This window comes from Reichenbachiella agarivorans, assembly GCF_025502585.1.
Lineage (GTDB): Bacteria > Bacteroidota > Bacteroidia > Cytophagales > Cyclobacteriaceae > Reichenbachiella > Reichenbachiella agarivorans.
In genome coordinates this window covers 3,828,144-3,848,041 of sequence record NZ_CP106679.1, presented here as the reverse complement: position 1 = coordinate 3,848,041, position 19,898 = coordinate 3,828,144, and the positions used below count along the sequence as shown (strand labels likewise).

General features: G+C 44.1%; 3 protein-coding genes and 1 other RNA gene. 2 read left to right on the top strand and 2 right to left on the bottom strand.

Annotation, left to right across the window (positions count from 1 at the left end):
- Nucleotides 1-16: 16 nt before the first annotated feature.
- Both N6H18_RS16060 and ssrA read left to right on the top strand, forming a co-directional pair.
- Nucleotides 17-1,075, top strand: a complete 1,059-nt coding sequence (locus N6H18_RS16060; protein WP_262309301.1) for a ferredoxin--NADP reductase — start codon at nt 17-19, stop codon at nt 1,073-1,075.
- A 207-nt stretch (nt 1,076-1,282) separates the two neighbouring features.
- Nucleotides 1,283-1,678: a transfer-messenger RNA gene (gene ssrA, locus N6H18_RS16055) on the top strand.
- A gap of 545 nt (nt 1,679-2,223) precedes the next feature.
- Here the strand turns inward: ssrA and N6H18_RS16050 are convergent.
- Nucleotides 2,224-3,144, bottom strand: coding sequence for a PorP/SprF family type IX secretion system membrane protein (locus N6H18_RS16050; RefSeq protein WP_262309300.1), 921 nt, complete (start codon nt 3,142-3,144; stop codon nt 2,224-2,226).
- Nucleotides 3,145-3,150: 6 nt separating this feature from the next.
- Nucleotides 3,151-19,734, bottom strand: coding sequence for a T9SS type B sorting domain-containing protein (locus N6H18_RS16045; RefSeq protein WP_262309299.1), 16,584 nt, complete (start codon nt 19,732-19,734; stop codon nt 3,151-3,153).
- Nucleotides 19,735-19,898: the final 164 nt, after the last annotated feature.

Sequence of the window (19,898 nt, the reverse complement as noted above, 5' to 3'; positions counted from 1 at the left end):
ATAAAATGAAGAAGGAATGGAGAGGATATCAAATCTAAAGGTCATCAAAGTAGTCAAGGAAACACCTGATGCCATTAGTATTTATTTCAAGCAGCCTATTTTTTGGAAACTCAAATACTCTGCAGGTCAGTATTTGACGGTGCTGGTCAGTATCGATGGCACGATCGAGAGACGTTGTTTTTCGCTGAATAGCGCACCTGAAATAGAAAGAGACATCAGTATTACGGTCAAAAATGTACAGGATGGCAAAGTGTCGAGTCACCTGTTTCACTCTGTCAAGGAGGGGGACAAAATCAAGGTGCTACATCCTCAGGGTGAATTTAAGATCACACCAGACCCAGAAATCAAAAGACATATCATGCTGTTTGGAGGGGGGAGTGGTATCGCGCCTCTGATGTCTATATTGAAAACCATTTTGAACCTGGAGCCCAAGAGTATGGTGTCGCTCTTTTATGGAAATAGAGACGAGGAATCCATTATCTACAACGAGGAACTGAAGGATATCAAGTTTGATTATCAAGATCGACTCAATTTGATATACATCCTAGAAGACCCCGGTAGCAACAAAGAATGCTACAAGGGTAGGGTGGAGCGCAATCAGATTCCACAGCTCTTGAAACTGGTACCTAAATTTCCCTTTGGTTATACCTACTGCTATGTCTGTGGCCCTACCGGGATGATGATTGAGGCCATGGAAGGGTTGAAATTGGCAGGTGTCCCTGTGTCAAATATTTATGTGGAGCGATATGCTGCACAATCCAACATAGGCGATACGCAAACAGGAGGGGTGCTGGTTCAAAATCGCGAAATCAAACTACTGTACGAAGGCAAAGAGAGTAGAGTCACCGTCAAGGCTAGCAAGAGTATTTTGGATGCGGCCTTGGATCATGGTGTCAGGATTCCCTTTGTGTGCAAGGATGGTATCTGTGGTAGTTGCAAAGCGACCTGTCTCTCTGGCAAAGTCTATATGCGGGAGGGCAATGTGTTGACTGATGAAGAGATTGATCAAAACATGATTCTCTCGTGCATCAGCGCGCCCATTTCCAACAATGTAGTAATCAAAGTATTGGACTAACCTTTGCACGCCCTAGACCAGCACATGCTCGTTTGCTTCAGCATGGTATGTGTGGGGTGATAGATGTCAGTAGACAGTCATTTCGATCCAATAATCAGGTTGCTACAAAACATTCATGCAATATCTACCGTCATCATACCTGATGCTAAACTGTAAATATGTAGTTTTGCAGCCCTCTCGGTGAGAGAGGACAATGATCTTTGAAATGGGGCCGACCGGTATTGACAGTAAGTGTGAATATTGTGCTTGCATGTCGGGTGGTGAGTAAACACACGTGATCAATTTACTCAAACTATATTTGGCGAATCTAATTACGCCATGGCTGCTTAATTTTAGCTGATAGCTAAGATTATTAATCCCGGTTAAGAATCGGGACAGACACATCTCTCCAGGCTTTCGTCTTGCAAGCAGGATCAAGAGGTGTCATATCGCAAGACTAGCTTGAGGCAAAGTTGCTAACCGATAGCGAAGCTAAAGTAACTGGTAGGAAAGGTAGGTTGTTGTCCACCAGCCCTCCTACGAGACACCAAGTGACAACTAAGCATGTAGAGGGTCCAATATGACCTTATCTGGACGAGGGTTCGATTCCCTCCGGCTCCACAATTAACCCATCAAAGAATTCAAAAAGCCTCATACGGTATGTATGAGGCTTTTTTTGTATTCACGATGACCTGTAGCTGTCTTGACACAAGTCATCTTATGCCTGTCTATTGATGAGTGTTGCAATTGGCTTCATGCTGCTCCTATTTGTTGTACTAACCTGCGTTCGATTTTGAATGTCTCTTCAAGTAGTTTCTTGCTGCAGATCTATCCAGAAATGAACGATCCAAAACCCGCGCGGGTTCGACAACAAAGCCGCGCGGGTTTAATAACAAAGCCGCGCGGGTTTTAGTGTAAAGCCGCGCGGGTTTTCAATCACAAGCAAAGAGACCTAAAAAGGCTCCCTTTTTTAAATTTGGAGGAGATTCAAGATCTATAGTCTAGAGTCTAATATCTAGAAATATGAAGGGTTTAGTACATGATTCATTTGATCTATGATCTGGAAAGAGAACCCTTGAAGGGTTTTTCTGCACTTTTATCGAAGGTCATTTTATTTTGCCCTATTGTGGCTCATGTGCCTTCTTTAAGAATCGAGCTCAGGTTAGTGTCTAAAAATAAACCGGGCACAGACCATCTTTCTTACTGGTTTTGAGTCGGATGCGGTAGTTGAGCAGAATCTCATGTGATCCAGCCGTATAGCCATTGAGGTCACTAGTAGGAATGTCATAGGCATAGCCAATCCTGAAGTTTTCGTTTAGCACCAACTGTGTCATGAGTGAGAAGGAGTCTTGATGTCTATAAGAGACGCCCGCATACACGATTTCGTTGATGATCAAATTGACATTGACATCAAAGGCAAAGGGTACGTTGTCTTGGAACCTCAATAGTACAGAAGGGTTGATCTTCAAATTCCTATTCAAATCCTTTACAAATCCCCCATTGACATAATAGTACCTAGATGATTTTCCAGTAGTAGGAACTTCTGCATTGTACTTGATCTGAGGAGTCAGGATATAGGGAATAGATCCTCCAATAAAAAAATCACGGTTGGCATAGTACAACCCTACGCCAAAATTGGGGTTGAATTCTTTTGAGTAGACGGACAAGGGATCGCTAGGATCAAACCAATCTAGTTCTTGGAAGTTGGAAGTCCTCTGGTCAAAGCCTCCTTGTAATCCCATAGATAGAATCCCTTTGCTCATCCGGATTTTGTATGCAAAACTACCATACACACTGTACTGCTCATGTACACCTACTTGGTCACGAACCAAATTGATTCCTGTACCTATTTGATTTTCTTTGAAGGTAGTATGTGCGGTCAATGATTGGTAGATCGGTGCTCCGTCAATGTTGACCCATTGATTTCTATTTGTAAATGTGGCTGAAAAGAGGTTCAAACTACCTGCATAGGCAGGGTTGATGGAGAGCCCATTGTATGGATATGTAGAAAAGACAGGTCGCTGCTGTGCAGCGACTGTCAAGCTCATACATGTAACGACTATTAAAAGAAGTACTCTATATCTTTTCATTCCATTTTATCTTAATAGTTCAAGGTAGCCTTGCTGTACATCATCGTCTCCACCTGTTCCTTTGTCAAAAATATAGAAATAAGTTCCAGCTGGCAAACCTAAGCCTCCACCGCCTAGTCCTACGTTACTCTTTCCTGTAAATACTTTTCCATCAACTCGGTCTTCGTATCCATCTGCTTTGTACACCAAGGTACCTGCTCTGTTGAATATTTTGACGTTGTTGTTAGGGAACTTGTCAGCACAGGTGATTCTGAAGTAATCATTTTTCGTGTCACCATTGTCTGTCACTGCATTGAATATTTTAATATCCGTAGCAATCGAGAAAGTAGCCTCGTATGTACATTGGTTGTCATCCACTACCATGACTCTGTAGTCGTCTGGTCCAATGCCACTCAATCTTTCGTCCTGACTGATGATGTCTGATACATTGGTAGTATCAATTTTACTTCCCGAATTGAACGTCCAGTATATCTCTTCAATGATCACATTGGTGTTGAAGATCAAGTCTGCTGTACCATCGCCCAGGTACTCATCAGTGCCAAATACCAGCTCCTTGCATTGAGAGTCTGTAGTAGCCACTTTGAAGAATGGCTCTACTCTCTGGTCAGAGATAGGAGTTTCTACTGGGTCTGAGATACAACCTGTGTTGAGATCCTTCGCTTTGACTGTATAGACACCTATGTCCAAGCCAGAGGCTGTACTCTTGGTACCCACTGGATCGCCATTGATGTCTGACCAAGCAAAGCTATATCCTGCTGTTTCTTCGTTGATTGCAGCACTCAATACACCATTTGGAGTCACACAGTTGGTTCTGTCATTGACCAAAGTAACCAATGGCAGTGGCACAGGTTGTGTCTCGTTGGTGATCGTGATGCTGTCATCAGTTCTACATCCTGTGTATCTATCCACCATCTCTATCGCATAGGTCTGGTCGATCAACTGATATACAGTAAAAGTAGAGTCCAGCAACGGATCAGCCAATGTGGGTCCATCGTGCCAGTAGAACGTGAACTTAGATGGTTGATCAGGGATCGAGCTGACAGTTGCCTGTCCGTCTGCTTTGGTCAAATCACATTTGGTCAAGGCATGATCCTGTACGATCTGCATTTCCATGTCATCCATGTTGGTAGCGTCTAGTATCTCTATGATATTAGGGTCAGATGAACATCCGCCATCTACGTCTAGTACGACGATAGAGTAGGTGCCATGCAACATGCCACTTGCAGTATTGCCATTCAAGTTGTTGGCTGCTGCTGTGATTGCACTTTCGTCATAGTTTTCACCTTCTACTAGGTAGTATTCGAATACTGCGGTGAGATTCGTAGAGTTCAGTACCTGAATAGCCAGTTCTCCATTGAATCCTATACAGTTTTCATTACTCAAGGTAGTGATGTTGAGGAGCAGAGGTTCTGCTGCTTCTGATCTCATACCAAATGTTTCAGTAGTGACACAACCTGTAGACATATTTTCTACGGTCACCGTGTATGAACCGTCACCTAATCCTGCATAGGTAGGATCATTGGCTGGACCACCTGTCCATGTGAAAGTATAGTCTGTCGTGCTGCTAGAGCCATCTGCTGTGACGGTCAACGATCCGTTAGGATTGGATGGGTCACAATTGGTTTGCAACAAGAAGGATTCCAACTCTACCACTGGAGGCGTGCTGGCGTCTTCTACTTCGATTTCAAACACTTCAGATAAACATCCTGAGACATTGCTTTTCGCCTCGATGTAGTAGGTGTTGGCCATCAATCCTGTGAATACTGGGTTGTTACCCATGTCAACCCCTGCATTTACTGTATAGTTTCCAGTGTGGAGGAAGTAGGTATAATCAGATAGCAAATCTGGGTTGATGGATGTCAACTCAATGCTACCATTGCCTGGTGTACAATCTGTACTAGGGATCATGATCACATCTGTAACTAGGTCTAGTTGGATTTCCTCAGGAATGAATGGTACAGTATATGTTTCGGTGATTTTACAACCAGTCACACCATCTGTGATGGTTACTTCATATGGGCCACTATCCAAGCCAGTTATTGTGGCTCCTGCAGCTGGGTCATGTGTCCACTCAATAGTCACTGGAGCAGCAGCATCAGTAGCTACAGTCAATTCACCATTGCCACCATCGCAGTACATATCTGCTTGACCCAGTGTGAAGTCAACTGATGGGTAGGTAATATCATCCTCGATCACAAAGTCATATACTTCGCCCGCACAGAATGAAACTGTACTGCTGATGATAATCTGATAATCTCCCGCGGCTAAACCAGTTGCACCAGTAGCTGTAGGGGTAGAGCCTACAGGAATTGAACCATCCAGATTTTGTACTGTGAAGGTAAAGTTTGCCACTGATGCAGCGCCACCGTTTTCGGTGATCCCTGTGATCTCAATTGATCCGTTATCATTGACACAATTCAGGTTGTCAGTATTGATAGCTGCTGTTACTTCATAGACTGGGATTTGCTCTTCCAAGATAATCTCAGCTGCAACAAAACAGGTAGCTCCAGGGTTGTCATTGTCAGTCACGACCAAGATATAGTTGCCAGCGTCTATACCTGAAAGTGTACCACTGATGACTCCCGCAGCTGTAGGGAATGTGCCTGTTCCTGATGTACCTGCAATGCTATGGTCTGGCCCAACTCCATCAACCAGAGTAGTGCCGCTGGCTACTGTAGATCCAGCATACCACTGGTAGGAATAGTTACCTCCGTCATTGTTGGTGATAGTCCAGTCGAGGGCACCATTGCCTTCGTTGGCATCCATGTCACAGCTCGTGTCTGCGGTATTGACCGAAATCGTTACCTCAGGTGCTACTGTGTTGTCCTCTACCGCAAACAATTGTTGCCCTGTGCTACACCCTGTTGTGTTATGGATTGCCTCTACATAGTAGCTGCCTACCGCAAGGTCATTCAATGTAATAGAAGTAGCAGTTGTCGTAACAGACGGAGCTGCAATCAGAACTTTAGGGTTGGCAGTGTACCATGTGAAAGTATAGTCAGTCACAGCACCAGCACTCAGATCCCCATCATTGATGGTGATTGTGCCATTGGTTGCTCCACAGTCTACGATGTGGGTGATGTTGCCAGCTACAGCGACACTGTCCAGGGTGTTCATCACAGGTGCATTCAATATCTCGAATGACTTGGTGGAAGCACAACCGTCGTTGACGCCATTGCCATTGGTATCTGTAGTCACTACCGTGTAGATACCAGGTGCCAAAAGTGTAACTGTTTCTCCATTAGTACCTCCTACGACAGCACTTCCTATGTTGGCTGCTGTTCCAGTCACCAAGTGCATAGTCGCATCTACTGTCGCTCCTCTGTACCAGTCAAAACTATAATCAGTCACTGCTGCACCACTTTGTAGGGCTATGGTCAATGACCCATCACCGTTGTTACCTGTACGTGTACAGTTGGTGTCAGCAGTTTTGCTAACCAATACTGCTACTGGATCAGTCTTGATCTCTTTGATGTTGAAGAAGTAAGTACCACTGGTACAGGTTGTCGTTGTATTGGTGATGATTACTTGATAGTCTCCTTTAGAAAGATCACTAATGACTGGACCTGAGCCTACTTGCGTACCTCCATGTGGTGCACCAGCCGCAGTTCCGTCTTTCTTCGCGAAAGCGAATGTAAAGCCTGCTGTACCTCCATTGGAAACGCCATCGACCATGACATCTGTGATGGTAATAGTACCATTGTCATTTGCACAGTTGAGGTCATTGGTGACCGTGTATTGTGCAGCGGTAAGAGTGATGACGGCATTGTCCTCCACGATGGTGTAAGTAGCCTCTGACCTACAAGTATTGTTAGGATCAGTAGTATCCACTACCACGACGGTGTAGGTACCTGCAGCGAGATCAGAGATGGTTTGACCTTCAGTACCTGATACTGATTCTGGACCTGAACCGTCAATCTCAACACCTGTAGCAGAAGTATCAGTACCTCTGAACCAAGTGAATGTATAACCGGCCGTTTCATTCGAGCCACCTTCATCTACAGCAGCTGATAGAGAACCAGAACCTACGTTGGCAGCTGGATCACAACTTGCATCATCAGTTTTGGCTGTCAACACAATGTTTGGCAACTCAAATTCATCATCGATAGAGAAAGTAAATGTTGAACTCGTACAAAGAGTCGTCTTGTTTTGGATGGTTACTTGGTATTCACCTTCCTCTAGTCCTTCAAGTATGTTGAGGTCAGCCCCTGATACTATAGCAGAAGCAGGAAGTGCTGCCCCACCTTTCATTGCAAAAGCATAGGTGTAGTTAGCAAGATTACCAGTGGCGACACCATCCTCTAGTACATCTGTGATTTCGATAGAACCAGTACCGTTACAGTTTTCATTGTTTGTGATAGTGTATTCAGTACTTGTCAAAGTAATGATTGCATTGTCCTCCACGATGGTGTAAGTAGCTTCTGACCTACAAGTATTGTTAGGATCAGTAGTATCCACCACCACGACGGTGTAGGTACCTGCAGCGAGATCAGAGATGGTTTGACCTTCAGTACCTGATACTGATTCTGGACCTGAACCGTCAATCTCAACACCTGTAGCAGAAGTATCAGTACCTCTGAACCAAGTGAATGTATAACCGGCCGTTTCATTCGAGCCACCTTCATCTACAGCAGCTGATAGAGAACCAGAACCTACGTTGGCAGCTGGATCACAACTTGCATCATCAGTTTTGGCTGTCAACACAATGTTTGGCAACTCAAATTCATCATCGATAGAGAAAGTAAATGTTGAACTCGTACAAAGAGTCGTCTTGTTTTGGATGGTTACTTGGTATTCACCTTCCTCTAGTCCTTCAAGTATGTTGAGGTCAGCCCCTGATACTATAGCAGAAGCAGGAAGTGCTGCCCCACCTTTCATTGCAAAAGCATAGGTGTAGTTAGCAAGATTACCAGTGGCGACACCATCCTCTAGTACATCTGTGATTTCGATAGAACCAGTACCGTTACAGTTTTCATTGTTTGTGATAGTGTATTCAGTACTTGTCAAAGTAATGATTGCATTGTCCTCCACGATGGTGTAAGTAGCTTCTGACCTACAAGTATTGTTAGGATCAGTAGTATCCACCACCACGACGGTGTAGGTACCTGCAGCGAGATCAGAGATGGTTTGACCTTCAGTACCTGATACTGATTCTGGACCTGAACCGTCAATCTCAACACCTGTAGCAGAAGTATCAGTACCTCTGAACCAAGTGAATGTATAACCGGCCGTTTCATTCGAGCCACCTTCATCTACAGCAGCTGATAGAGAACCAGAACCTACGTTGGCAGCTGGATTACAACTTGTATCATCAGTTTTGGCTGTCAACACAATGTTTGGCAACTCAAATTCATCATCGATAGAGAAGAAGAATACCGAGCTCGTACATTTGCTTGTTTCGTTGGTGATAGTTACTTGATAGTCGCCTTTTTCCAAACCTTCGAGTAGGTAAGGAGTGGCTGGATCAATGGTTCCGCTGGTCAATGGTAAATTCCCTTTTAACCTAAAGACATAAGAGTAATCGACTGCCAGATCATAACCCAAATCTGTGATCGCACTTTCACCGTCTTCTAGCACATCCGTGATTTCAAAAGATCCAGTTCCATTGCAGTTTTCATTGTCTACTATGATGTAGTCAGATACACCTATGGTCACAGTTGGACTTTCTTCAGGCACGGTGAATGTAGCAGTCGTAGAACATGTCTCATCTGGAGAAAGCATGTCAATAACCTCAATGGTATATTCTCCACTAGCTATGTTGGCCAATGAACCACCTGTGATGATTTGGTTGACACCTGTGATACCTGTGATACCAGTTCCAGCGACCAAGGTGCCAGTTGTAGATCCTTTGTACCAATTGTATGTATATCTACCCGTAGCACCAGTGATGGTCCAATTGAGGATACCACTACCTTGGTCACCAGGCTTACAGTAGGAGTCAGCTTGACCTAGGCTAATGACCACTACAGGTGCTTCTGAGTTGTCCAAAATTTCTGTCTGAACTGCAGAGGTCACACAACCTTTGGTTTTATGTGTTGCTTCTACAAAGTACATTCCTGCAGTTTGTCCAGATAGAGTAGCACTTGTCTCAGTGAGTGCAGTACTTGGGTAAGTATCCTTGTACCATGCATAGGTGTAGTCCGCAGCAGTTTCTGTAATCATAGCATCTGTGATCGTGATACTACCTGTACCGCTACAGTCTACGATGTGAGTGACACCTGCATCAATACTCGCAAGTACATGCTCTTCAGGATCATCCTGGATTGTAAATGTCTGAGTCACCTGACATCCATTGGCAGTATTTCCAGCTTTACCCAATCTGTCTATGTAGACGATGTAGTCACCAGGCGCCAAAGCAGTTGCAGTAGTGGTAGTAACATCGCTCTCAGTGTGTACTTCTTGTCCAGGAGATTCAGCGCCTACTTCATAGAAGTTAAACTCAAATAATCCTGGTTGGTAGGTGTCCTCAGCGTCCTTTCTAGCAGTCACTGTGATAGATCCATTGGCACCAGCAGGGTAGCTGGTATCACAAACCGTGTTGTCAATGATTGAGTAAGAATCTACGATAGGAGCAAAGGACCTCTTTTCGATCGCATCTGTCGCAGAAGCAGAGAAGCAACGTTCTGTACTGGAAGGATTAAAATTAGGATTTGATTTTTCCCTAGCTACAGCAGTATAGGTGCCTGCTGGGAGACCAACGAATTTGATGGTATCACCTGGTGCTTTTCCAGCCCCACTTTTGATTTTTGGGAAAGTTTCACCCTCAAATACATAAGGAGTCTCTCTATCAGCTGGTACGCCAGAACCTGAATACAAATAGATATCATATTCAGAGATGTCATCTACGGCATCTTCATTATATCCATCAATCAGTCCATCAATGTCAGCAGTAGCTAAAGATGTTTGTCCTGTAATATCATCACTGGCGGTAAATGCGTCTTCAGAGGTTGTAGAGATACTCATTGAGCTTCCATTGTCATTGTAGATTACACCAGTCGCACCACTTGGGCTTGCAATGACAGTTTCTCCATCTACAAATGTACCACTTAGATTGATGTAAGTGATTTCGATGTTGTCAGATAAACCTACTGTCGCTTCCCCGTCATCAGGACATCCCTCTACATGCTTGATTGCAATGGTAGTAGTCGCTTGTTGACCCAAGAAAGGCAAGTCAAAAGTTTCCTGTGATCTACAAGTAGTAGTACCATCAATCATGACCAAGGTATATAAACCAGAAGGGATATTTTCCAAGGAGGCATATCCTGAGGTACCAGAACCTGGTGTAGTACTTACAATGATGTTAGCACTTGGATCACTTGCAAGTTGACCAGTTCCACTTGACAGTGCAGTACCTGCACTAGGATCACCAGCATAGTCCAAAGACCCCTCGTACCACTCGAAAGTAATGTTACCTCCGTTTGGATTGGTCGCTACATCAGCTACGATCGAACCCAAGCCATTGCAACTGGTTGGTATGATACCTGTAGTACCACCTGCATTTGTTCCTGTCGAGATTGTGGCTGTAGGGAGGTTGGCGGTCACACCATCTTCAATTTTTATGGTGTAGGCATTGCTGCTACAACCTGATAAAGTCTCTGTAGCTACTACGGTGTAGTATCCAGCAACCTGTCCACTCAAAACAGCTCCAGTCTCTGCTAGAGTAGTGCCCGTCACTATTTGTCCTTCATACCACTCATAAGTATAAGCAATAGGCGCATGGTTGATAGGCGCACCATTGGTATAAGTGATGGCATTTGGAGTAGCAGTTGCCGTACCATTCGGAGTACAATTGGTTTGGTCTGTTTGTCCCATGGTCAAAGTAATGATCGGAATCGATCTCTTGATTACTACCTGAGCGGTTTGAGTACACTTGGTATCTATATCTGTCAGCAACACTGTATAGGTGCCATTAGACAAAGAACCTAAGGTATTGTCAATGTTGGTTGTTTGACCAAGCGATGTACCAGTGGTATTAGTTCCTGCATACCAATCCAAAGTGTAGTTGGCTGTACCACTGGTGACACTAGCTGTAACCTCGCCCGTTGGGGTAGTCACATCACAGCTGAAGTTATCTTGTGTGACAGATGCTGCAATCACGAGTGTCGCAAGGTCATCTTCAATCTCTATGGTAATAGGATCAGAGACACAACCCGTAGCATTGTCAGTAGCAACCACTGTGTAGAATCCTGCATCAAGGTTACTGATGTTGTCATTGGCTGCATCAATTACTACCACACTGCCTCCAGTACCAGTTCCTTTTTGATCCAAAATGTTTGTACCATTGGTAATGATTTTGGATGCATCTATGCCAGTACCATAGTACCAAACGTAAGAATAACTTCCACTGCCTGTGATATTGGCCAAATCAATTGATCCATTTGGATAAGTAGTAGCGTCTTCACATACTGTATTTGGATTCTCTAATACATCTGCAGCAAGCGTGTTGTTGATGACAGGCTTCGTCAAATCTTCATTGATACTGAATGATTGCAGGTTAGAACAATTGGTTGTTTTGTGAGTCAATCTGACAGTATAATCACCTTTAGGGATATCACTCAACACATTGTCTGCTTCAGTCGCAGTGAAAGGAGCATACCCAGCAATAGGAGTGGTATCATTCAATCCTACAAACCACTCGTAATCATAATCTGCAACTGCCCCAGTAGTAGGTAAGATGGTGATTTTACCATTATAAGTAGTAGTGACAGTGATGTCACAGACCGTATTGTTGACAGTAGCACCAGGAGTTGCATCTACGGTTGCGGTATAAGCTGCCGGAGGCGCATAACCCACCGCGATAGAAATAGGATCTGATTGACAACCAGATACTAGATCGGTCATTACTACAGTATAGTTACCATTGTTGAGTCCAGAGATGTTTTTTGTAGTAGCTCCTGCCACTGGTACCGCAGCAACACCAGTTACAGAACCAGCTTTGAGATCAATGATATTGTCACCATTGCTGATGAGTTTAGTAGGATCGACAGAAGAGCCAAAGTACCAAGCAAACTCAACTTTGGTTGGGTCAGCCGCAGCTCCACCTACAGTGATGTTGTTCAAATTAATAGAACCATTGGGATAAGTAGCAGCACCTTCACAAACAGAGAGTGGGGTTTTTGTGACATCTCCACCCACTGCATTGGTGATGACTACATCTTGCTCAACAGTATTGATGTTGAAAGACTGTAGACTAGAACAATTCGTGGTTTTATGGGTCATTCTGACTGTGTAGTCTCCACCTGGGATGTTGCTCAATACATTGTTATTTTCTGTTGCAGTGAAAGCAGCATATCCCGCAATCGGAGTGTTGTCATTTAGCCCTACAAACCAAGTCCAAGTATAGTCACCTACAGCACCCGCATCTGGTTGGACAGTGATTTGACCATTGTGGCTAGAGGCTACAGTGATGTCACAGACCGTATTGTTGACAGTAGCACCAGGAGTTGCATCTACGGTTGCGGTATAAGCTGCTGGAGGTGCATAACCTACAGCGATTGAAATAGGATCTGATTGACAACCAGATACTAGATCGGTCATTACTACAGTATAGTTACCATTGTTGAGTCCAGTGATGTTTTTTGTAGTAGCTCCTGCCACTGGTACTGCAGCAACACCAGTTACAGAACCAGCTTTGAGATCAACGATATTGTCACCATTACTGATGAGTTTAGTAGGATCGACAGAAGAGCCGAAGTACCAAGCAAACTCAACTTTGGTTGGGTCAGCTGCAGCTCCACCTACAGTGATGTTGTTCAAATTAATAGAACCATTTGGATAAGTAGCAGCACCTTCACAAACAGAGAGTGGGGTTTTTGTCACGTCTCCACCCACTGCATTAGTGATGACTACATCTTGCTCAACAGTATTGATGTTGAAAGACTGTAGACTAGAACAATTCGTGATTTTATTGGTCATTCTGACTGTGTAGTCTCCACCTGGGATGTTGCTCAATACATTGCCAGAGACGGTAGCAGAAGGTACAACGGTTGCAATTTCTGTTCCCGTGTTGTCGTTTAGTCCAGCAAACCACGCATAGGTGAAGTCAGTAGCAGCAAATCCACCATTAGGATTAATCGTGATCTGACCGTCATATTTTTTGGACTGATTAGTTACGATATCACAAACCGTATTGTTAACAGTAGCACCAGGCGTGACTAAATCAGCCGAAGCAGTGTAAGTATTGGTTGTCAAACCTACCGCTATGTTGATCGCATTAGAAGTACAACCAGACAGAGAGTCCAAGATTACAACGGTATAATTACCGTTGTTAAGACCTGTAATGGCAGCAGTGTTTGCACCTGCAACTGCGATGTTTGCAGTACCTGCAATTCCTTTTTGGTTGAAGATGTCAACTCCATCCGTAAGCAACTTGGCAGCGTCTACCGAGTTGCCATAGTACCAGTAGTAACCTAGTGCTCCTGTTGGAGCAGCTCCGTTGATTGTTGCATTGGCCAAAGTTACACCACCATTAGGGTAAGTAGCAGCACCTTCACAAACCGATAGTGGGGTAGAGGTTACATTGCCTGCCACAGTTTTGTCGAGGTTGATGTTTTGAACATCCGTCCCTATGCTAAAAGTTTCTACGGCTTCACAACCTGTAGTGATGTTAGTCACTTTGACTGTATAGTCACCACCAGGTATTTTGTCCAAAATATTGCCAGCACTCGCATCAGCAGTGGGGACGATGGTTGCGATCTCTTGTCCTGTGATGGCATCTGTGCCTGCATACCATTCCCATGTATAAGCCACTACTCCTCCAGTCAAGGATGCTGGGTCAATAGTGATTTTACCATCATGCGCGTTGTCTGTATTGACCAAGATGTCACAGACGCTGTTGTTATTGGTGTTGGCTGGATCTAGGGTTGCATTGAGTGTGATAGGGGTAGTGTCTACATCTATCGTCACTGGATCCGAACTACAACCTGTAGATACTCTGGTTGCTACAACGGTATAAGAACCTTCTTCCAAACCCTTGATGTGTGCCCTCGTAGCTCCAGTGATTGTTTTGCTGGCTGTAGGAGTGATTTTGTCCCCATCTTGGATCGGTGTACCTGTGTCAGAAGCACCGATATACCATGTATAGACAAAATCTGCGGTATCGCTGCTGATCGCATCAGCGACTGCTGTCAATTCGATTGCACCATTGGCGAAATCAGGGCTACCTGTACACACAGAGACGGGTGTTATGTTTACTGCTCCTACAGTAGTTGCATCAATCACTGGCTCAGAAGGATTGCTGTTGATCGTAATCGTTCTGGTGTTGACGCAATTGCCTGGATCAGTCACACGCACTGTATAGGTGCCGGCACCCAAACTATCGACTTGGTAGCCTCCGACTCCTACAAAGGTCACGTTGGAGTTGTTGCCAAGGTCTGCACCTAGGGTGAGTTGTGTACCAGTATCATCAGCACCCAAGAACCACTCGAAAGTATAATCATCTGTCGCATTGGTACCTGTAGATGGTACGTACACACTCGCAGTGATTGATCCATTGCCTTTGAAACAGCCTGTGTTAGGAGCTAGTTCCGATAAATTGATTTGCGGAGCACCAGGATCATTAGGTATGGTTATATCTTGTGTGCCCGCAGAACAGCCCGTCACGGTATTGTATGCAGTGACAGAGTAGTCACCTGCAGGGAAATTAATCAAGTTGTTGGCAGTAGAATTCACATTACCATCTTCATTAATTTTACCTGGTATTTCTGTACCAGCAACAGCACCATGTCCATTGTACCAAGTCCAAGTAAAGTTTGCTTTGGGTAGACCAAAAATATTGGCAGAGGCAAAGCCATTGGGCGTGACTCCTGGATCACAGGTTGTGTTTGGAGAGACAATAGGTGCTGCAAAAGACGGCAGTTTAGAATTGTCCGTAATGGTAATGTCTGTAAAGCTTCTACAACCATTGTCTTTGTTGAATACCACAACTCGGTAAGCTCCATTTTCCAAGTCTTGGAAAGTATGGTCTCCGTTCATAACCGTAAACGGTCCCTTGTAGGGAGCAACGGTAGTGTCTGTACCAGTATACACTCTGAAATCATAGCCCTTGACAGGCTCACCCAAATCAGAAGCAGTTTTAGCAGTGATTCTTTGCGTCCCGTTTCCATCCACACAGTAATCATCAGAAGTTTTAAGTTGTCGGGTCAATATTGGTTTTTGATCTACCACTTTGATCGTGACAGGAATATCATCAGTAGGACAACCTGTGATGTTGTTGACAATCTTCAAGGTATAGCTACCATTATTAAGATTATCGAATATCCCTGTAGCATTGGATGCAATAGGAGTACCTGATGAATTGGATCCAGAATACAATTCGAAATAGTAAGGTGCTACCTCAAATACTACGTCATCTAGGAAGTTACCGACACTTTTATTACCACCACTGGTAGATATAGCTCTGAAGGCAAACCTTGTCAAAGTCTGACCAGCTGGTACGATGTATTCTCCTGTGTATTTTTGCCAAGCATTTTTACCAGTCGTTTTACGTACGATCTCAATAGGGGTAGCGGCAGAAGGGTCGTCGATTTCTAACGCCATCGTGTCATCACCTGCACGACCTCTATGGTAGAAAGACCAAACCATGCGGATACCTGGCTTGGTAACAATGTCAAAATAGAAGGCGCCTGGGATATTGGCATTGATTTCTGCAAATTGGTTACCTTCTACTGACGGTACGCCATTGAATCCACTTCTCCAATATTCCAAGTTTCCATCTCCATCAGATGACCATCCATCCGCTAGAGATTGATCAAATATTTTGAATGTTGAACTACCAAATACAGCTTGGATGTCTGGTTGTTCAAAGCTACCATTGACTATGGCTTCAAACTCACTCACATCCACTCCGTCAAGTCCATCTAGTGCAGAGGCATCAATAGACCCTAGTCCTAGAGGGGTGCCGTTGCAGCTGGTTACATGTATGATATCTATGTCATCCATAGGGTTGGTTGGCGTAGTAGGGTTGACAATGTCATCTACGATGGTGAACTGTTGACGTCCAGTACAGCCTGTGGCATTTTCTGTTGCGGTGACGATGTATTGACCAGCAGACAACAGTTGAGCCGTTTGCTTACCTGTACCTGCTGTTGTTAGAATTTCGTTGGCAGGCAAGGTATTGGATCCTTTGTAATACCTGAAAGTATAGTTGGTCGCTAGTCCGCCATTTACATTGGCGGTCGCGGTACCATTTCCATCGGCTGTACACGACCTGTTAGGTGAGGGGGTAACTGCTATGGTCGGTGCTGCAGAATTGTCCACAATGGTAACAGGCAACAGTGCAGAGATACAACCTGTAGAGTTAAGAATTGCTTCTACTGAGTAATCACCCGGTTCTAGTCCTGCATAAGTTTGCCCTCCGTTGCTACCTAACTCTGTATGATCAGGCACTGCCTTGATTTTGTTGCCATGGTACCAGTTGAATGTATAATCAGCGTTAGGCCCATCTGAAGCTACAGTAATACTCCCTGAAGCAGTATTGGTACAATCAGTCACGTCCGAATAAGTAACCAATGAAATGCCAGGTGCAACCAAAGCAGTACTAACATCCTCAGAAAGGATGGTTTCACAACCAGACAGGTTGTTTTTTACTACGACTGAGTAGGTTCTTGCCTGTAGGTTAGTGGCAACTGGTCCGACACTCTGGACAGTAGTCAAATCAGAGCCAATGTACCATTTGAATGTGTAGCCAGTAGTTACCTGATTGGAACCCTCCAATACGTAGGCACTCAAAATACCATTAGGAGAAGAACAATCTGTCAAGTCCTGTGTTTTTTCGATTACTACATTGGGTAGGTTTTGAACTTTGTTGATGGTGATTTCTTCTGGAGCTGAAATACACGAGTTGCTGAGTGAAGAAGCAACCACTTGGTACACTCCATCTGCCAATGTAGCTATTCTGCTACCCGTGTAGAGGGTATCATTAAAATTGTTGTTTTTGAACCAGTGGAATTTGAACCCAGCTGTAATTTCACCCGTTTGTGGATCAGTTACTCCTTCTACCAACAGGTTGTCTAGGTAGTAAAATTCATCGTCTTCGGTATTGTTGACTCTAGCGATGATTTTCAAGGTGGAACCTGTCAGTTTGGTAGCAGTGGCAGTACGGCTACCGAAGTTTCCATTGTTGAGTCCTCCTGTCAAGCCTACTTCTGACCCGCCATCGAGTGAGTAATACACTCTCATGTAGTCATTGCTAGCATCAGTTTTGGTGCTAGATTTCAAATCAACAGAAATATTCACAGACTCTTGCGCAGAGATGTCAATGATTTGTGTTTCCCATACGGCTTCTCCATCGGTATCTTTAAAGAAGAGTTCATTGGTCGCACCAGTGAAAGATACCTCCAAGTTGTCTGCAGTTGAAGGCCTGGTGGTGAAGTCCCATGCAGTGGACCCTCCGTCAGTTTTGGTACCAGTAGCAAGGCCTTCAAAGTCTTCCAACCATAGTTTGGTAACTGTCTCAGAGATGGTTCCGAAATAGAATACTTTGGCATCACCATTATTGGGTTTGGTAGGGTCACATTTTTCGTTGTGGCTGATTACTGCATGCTGCAAGTCAAAGTTTTGCGAGGTGACAGGAGTGAAAGTAAGATTGTTGGTGTCTTCACATTCAGGGATGGGCCTGATGAAGTTGGTAATGGCTGGGTCTTGTGAACCATCGTCGTTGACTGAAATATAAAGGTCGAAGTCTCCTCCATTGCCTACTACTTGCGCAGTGATATCCATGGTTTCATTGACATCAAAACCAGAAATAGAAGTAGCAACAGTATTGAGTTTGATAGAAGTGTCTTCTGTAGGAGACCCGTTGTAGAAGGTAATTGGCAAGAGGCCTGACAATACTACGTCACCAGAGTTTTGGATTTTGATCGTCACATCAAACGAAACATCAGGACATTGTGCTTGACCTACACTGACAATACTTACGATTTGAATATCAGGCGTCACGAAAGAAGGACAGCCATCTTCGTTGAGATAAGGTGCTTGGTTTAGAAAGCCGTTTAGAGGACGATTGTCCCCTGTAGTACATACATTGGTAGAAAATACTTTGGTTGGATCTTGTTGAGTGGTAGGGATGGTCAAGTCATCATTGACGTTGACATTGAAGTATCCGTGCTGATTCCAGATTGCTCTGGATGGTTGCCAGTTTTCTCCTCCATCTGCTTCAAATACTCTGATCTGACCATATTTACCATTGGAGTAGGGAGAGAATGGCGTATTGTCATCAGTAGAGCAAGCCACACATATTTCTGTCGCACCGTCACCATCTACATCAGCGACGACTGGGTATTCTTCAAATGTTCTAGAAGTACATTTGATTTGCTTGAGAGAGTTACCTGTCTTTCCATCTATGATATGGACATACTGTTCCCCACGGTACACAATTTCAGAAGCTTTATCCGCATTGAAGTCAAATACAGTACATCCAGTGAATCCTGATGAGCCTTCATTGACATCTTTGTACCACATCTGCTGCATGTTTTCATCCAATGCATAGAGTCTTTGTTTAGATACAAAAGTACAGTTAGGATGTCCATCACCATCAATGTCAGCCACGTTGATACGGCCAGTTGCATTGCTGTGGTTTTGTGGGACTGTGAATGTCATCACACTGTTGTTGGTAACATCCCAGAAGAAAGCAGTAGTTTTAAGTGAACCACTCACATACTGTCCGCCACTGAATATTACATCGATTTTTCCGTCAAGGTTATAATCAGCTACAGCTGCTGCGTTGAAGTTCCAATCACTGTATTTGATGGCATACTGGCCATTTGAGGGTAGAATGTCATTGATGTCACGTACCAAGGTTCTAGTTTGTGTAGCAATCGATACACTGTATATTTTGCCTCCATCTACGATTTCTAGTCCTGCACAATCCGCACATGCACCGTCAGGCAAGATATCTATGGCTACTGTACCATGCGTTACTTCTGTTTCAAAGTCACCTGCACCTGCAATAATGACATTTCCTGTATGAGCGTTTCTTATTTCATTGCCATGCAAAAGTTCTACGACACCATCTCCATTGAAGTCAGCCAATGAAATGATTCCTACTTTCCCACCTGTATTGGTTGTCTTAGACCAGATTTGGTTTAGTTCACAATCATACATTTTGATGTTGTTGTTTCTAAAACCTCTGACGAATATTTCAGCACAGTCATCATTGTCTAGGTTGGCAATGGCTACTGTTTTGGCGATATCAAATCCTACATTGAGAGGACCGTGTTTGGTTGATCCGTTGGCGCCATTTAGTATGGTCAGTGTATTGTTTTCTCTGTTGGTAGATACAACCTCTGGTGTACCGTCCGCATCTATGTCTCCTATGGCTGGTGTCACAGAGTTGAAAGCAGTCTGGTCGGCAGATGCCCATTGGAGTTTCACAGAGAAGGCAGGGTTCTGAGTAGCGGCATCCTGACATTTTACCGAGTTTCCAAAATAGAAATCTAAACATTGTGCATCCCCAGAACACTGACCATCGTAACAATCAATGAATCCATCGCCATCATTGTCGATACCATCGTCGCATATTTCTTGCGCAGACAGGATCAAAGAGATCAATAGTAGGGGAAGGGTAAGGATTAACTTTCTATAGCTGTTCATAGGTTTTTGAGAAAAATTCTACTTTTTATGCTTGCTGCGAGGTAAAAGTAACCACCGCATATTTCATCCAATTCGCATGGAAAACACCCATTATATGTATAATGTAAGTATATCACAGAGCTAAAGTAATCATTGTGTATTATTTTAATATATAATATGACGTA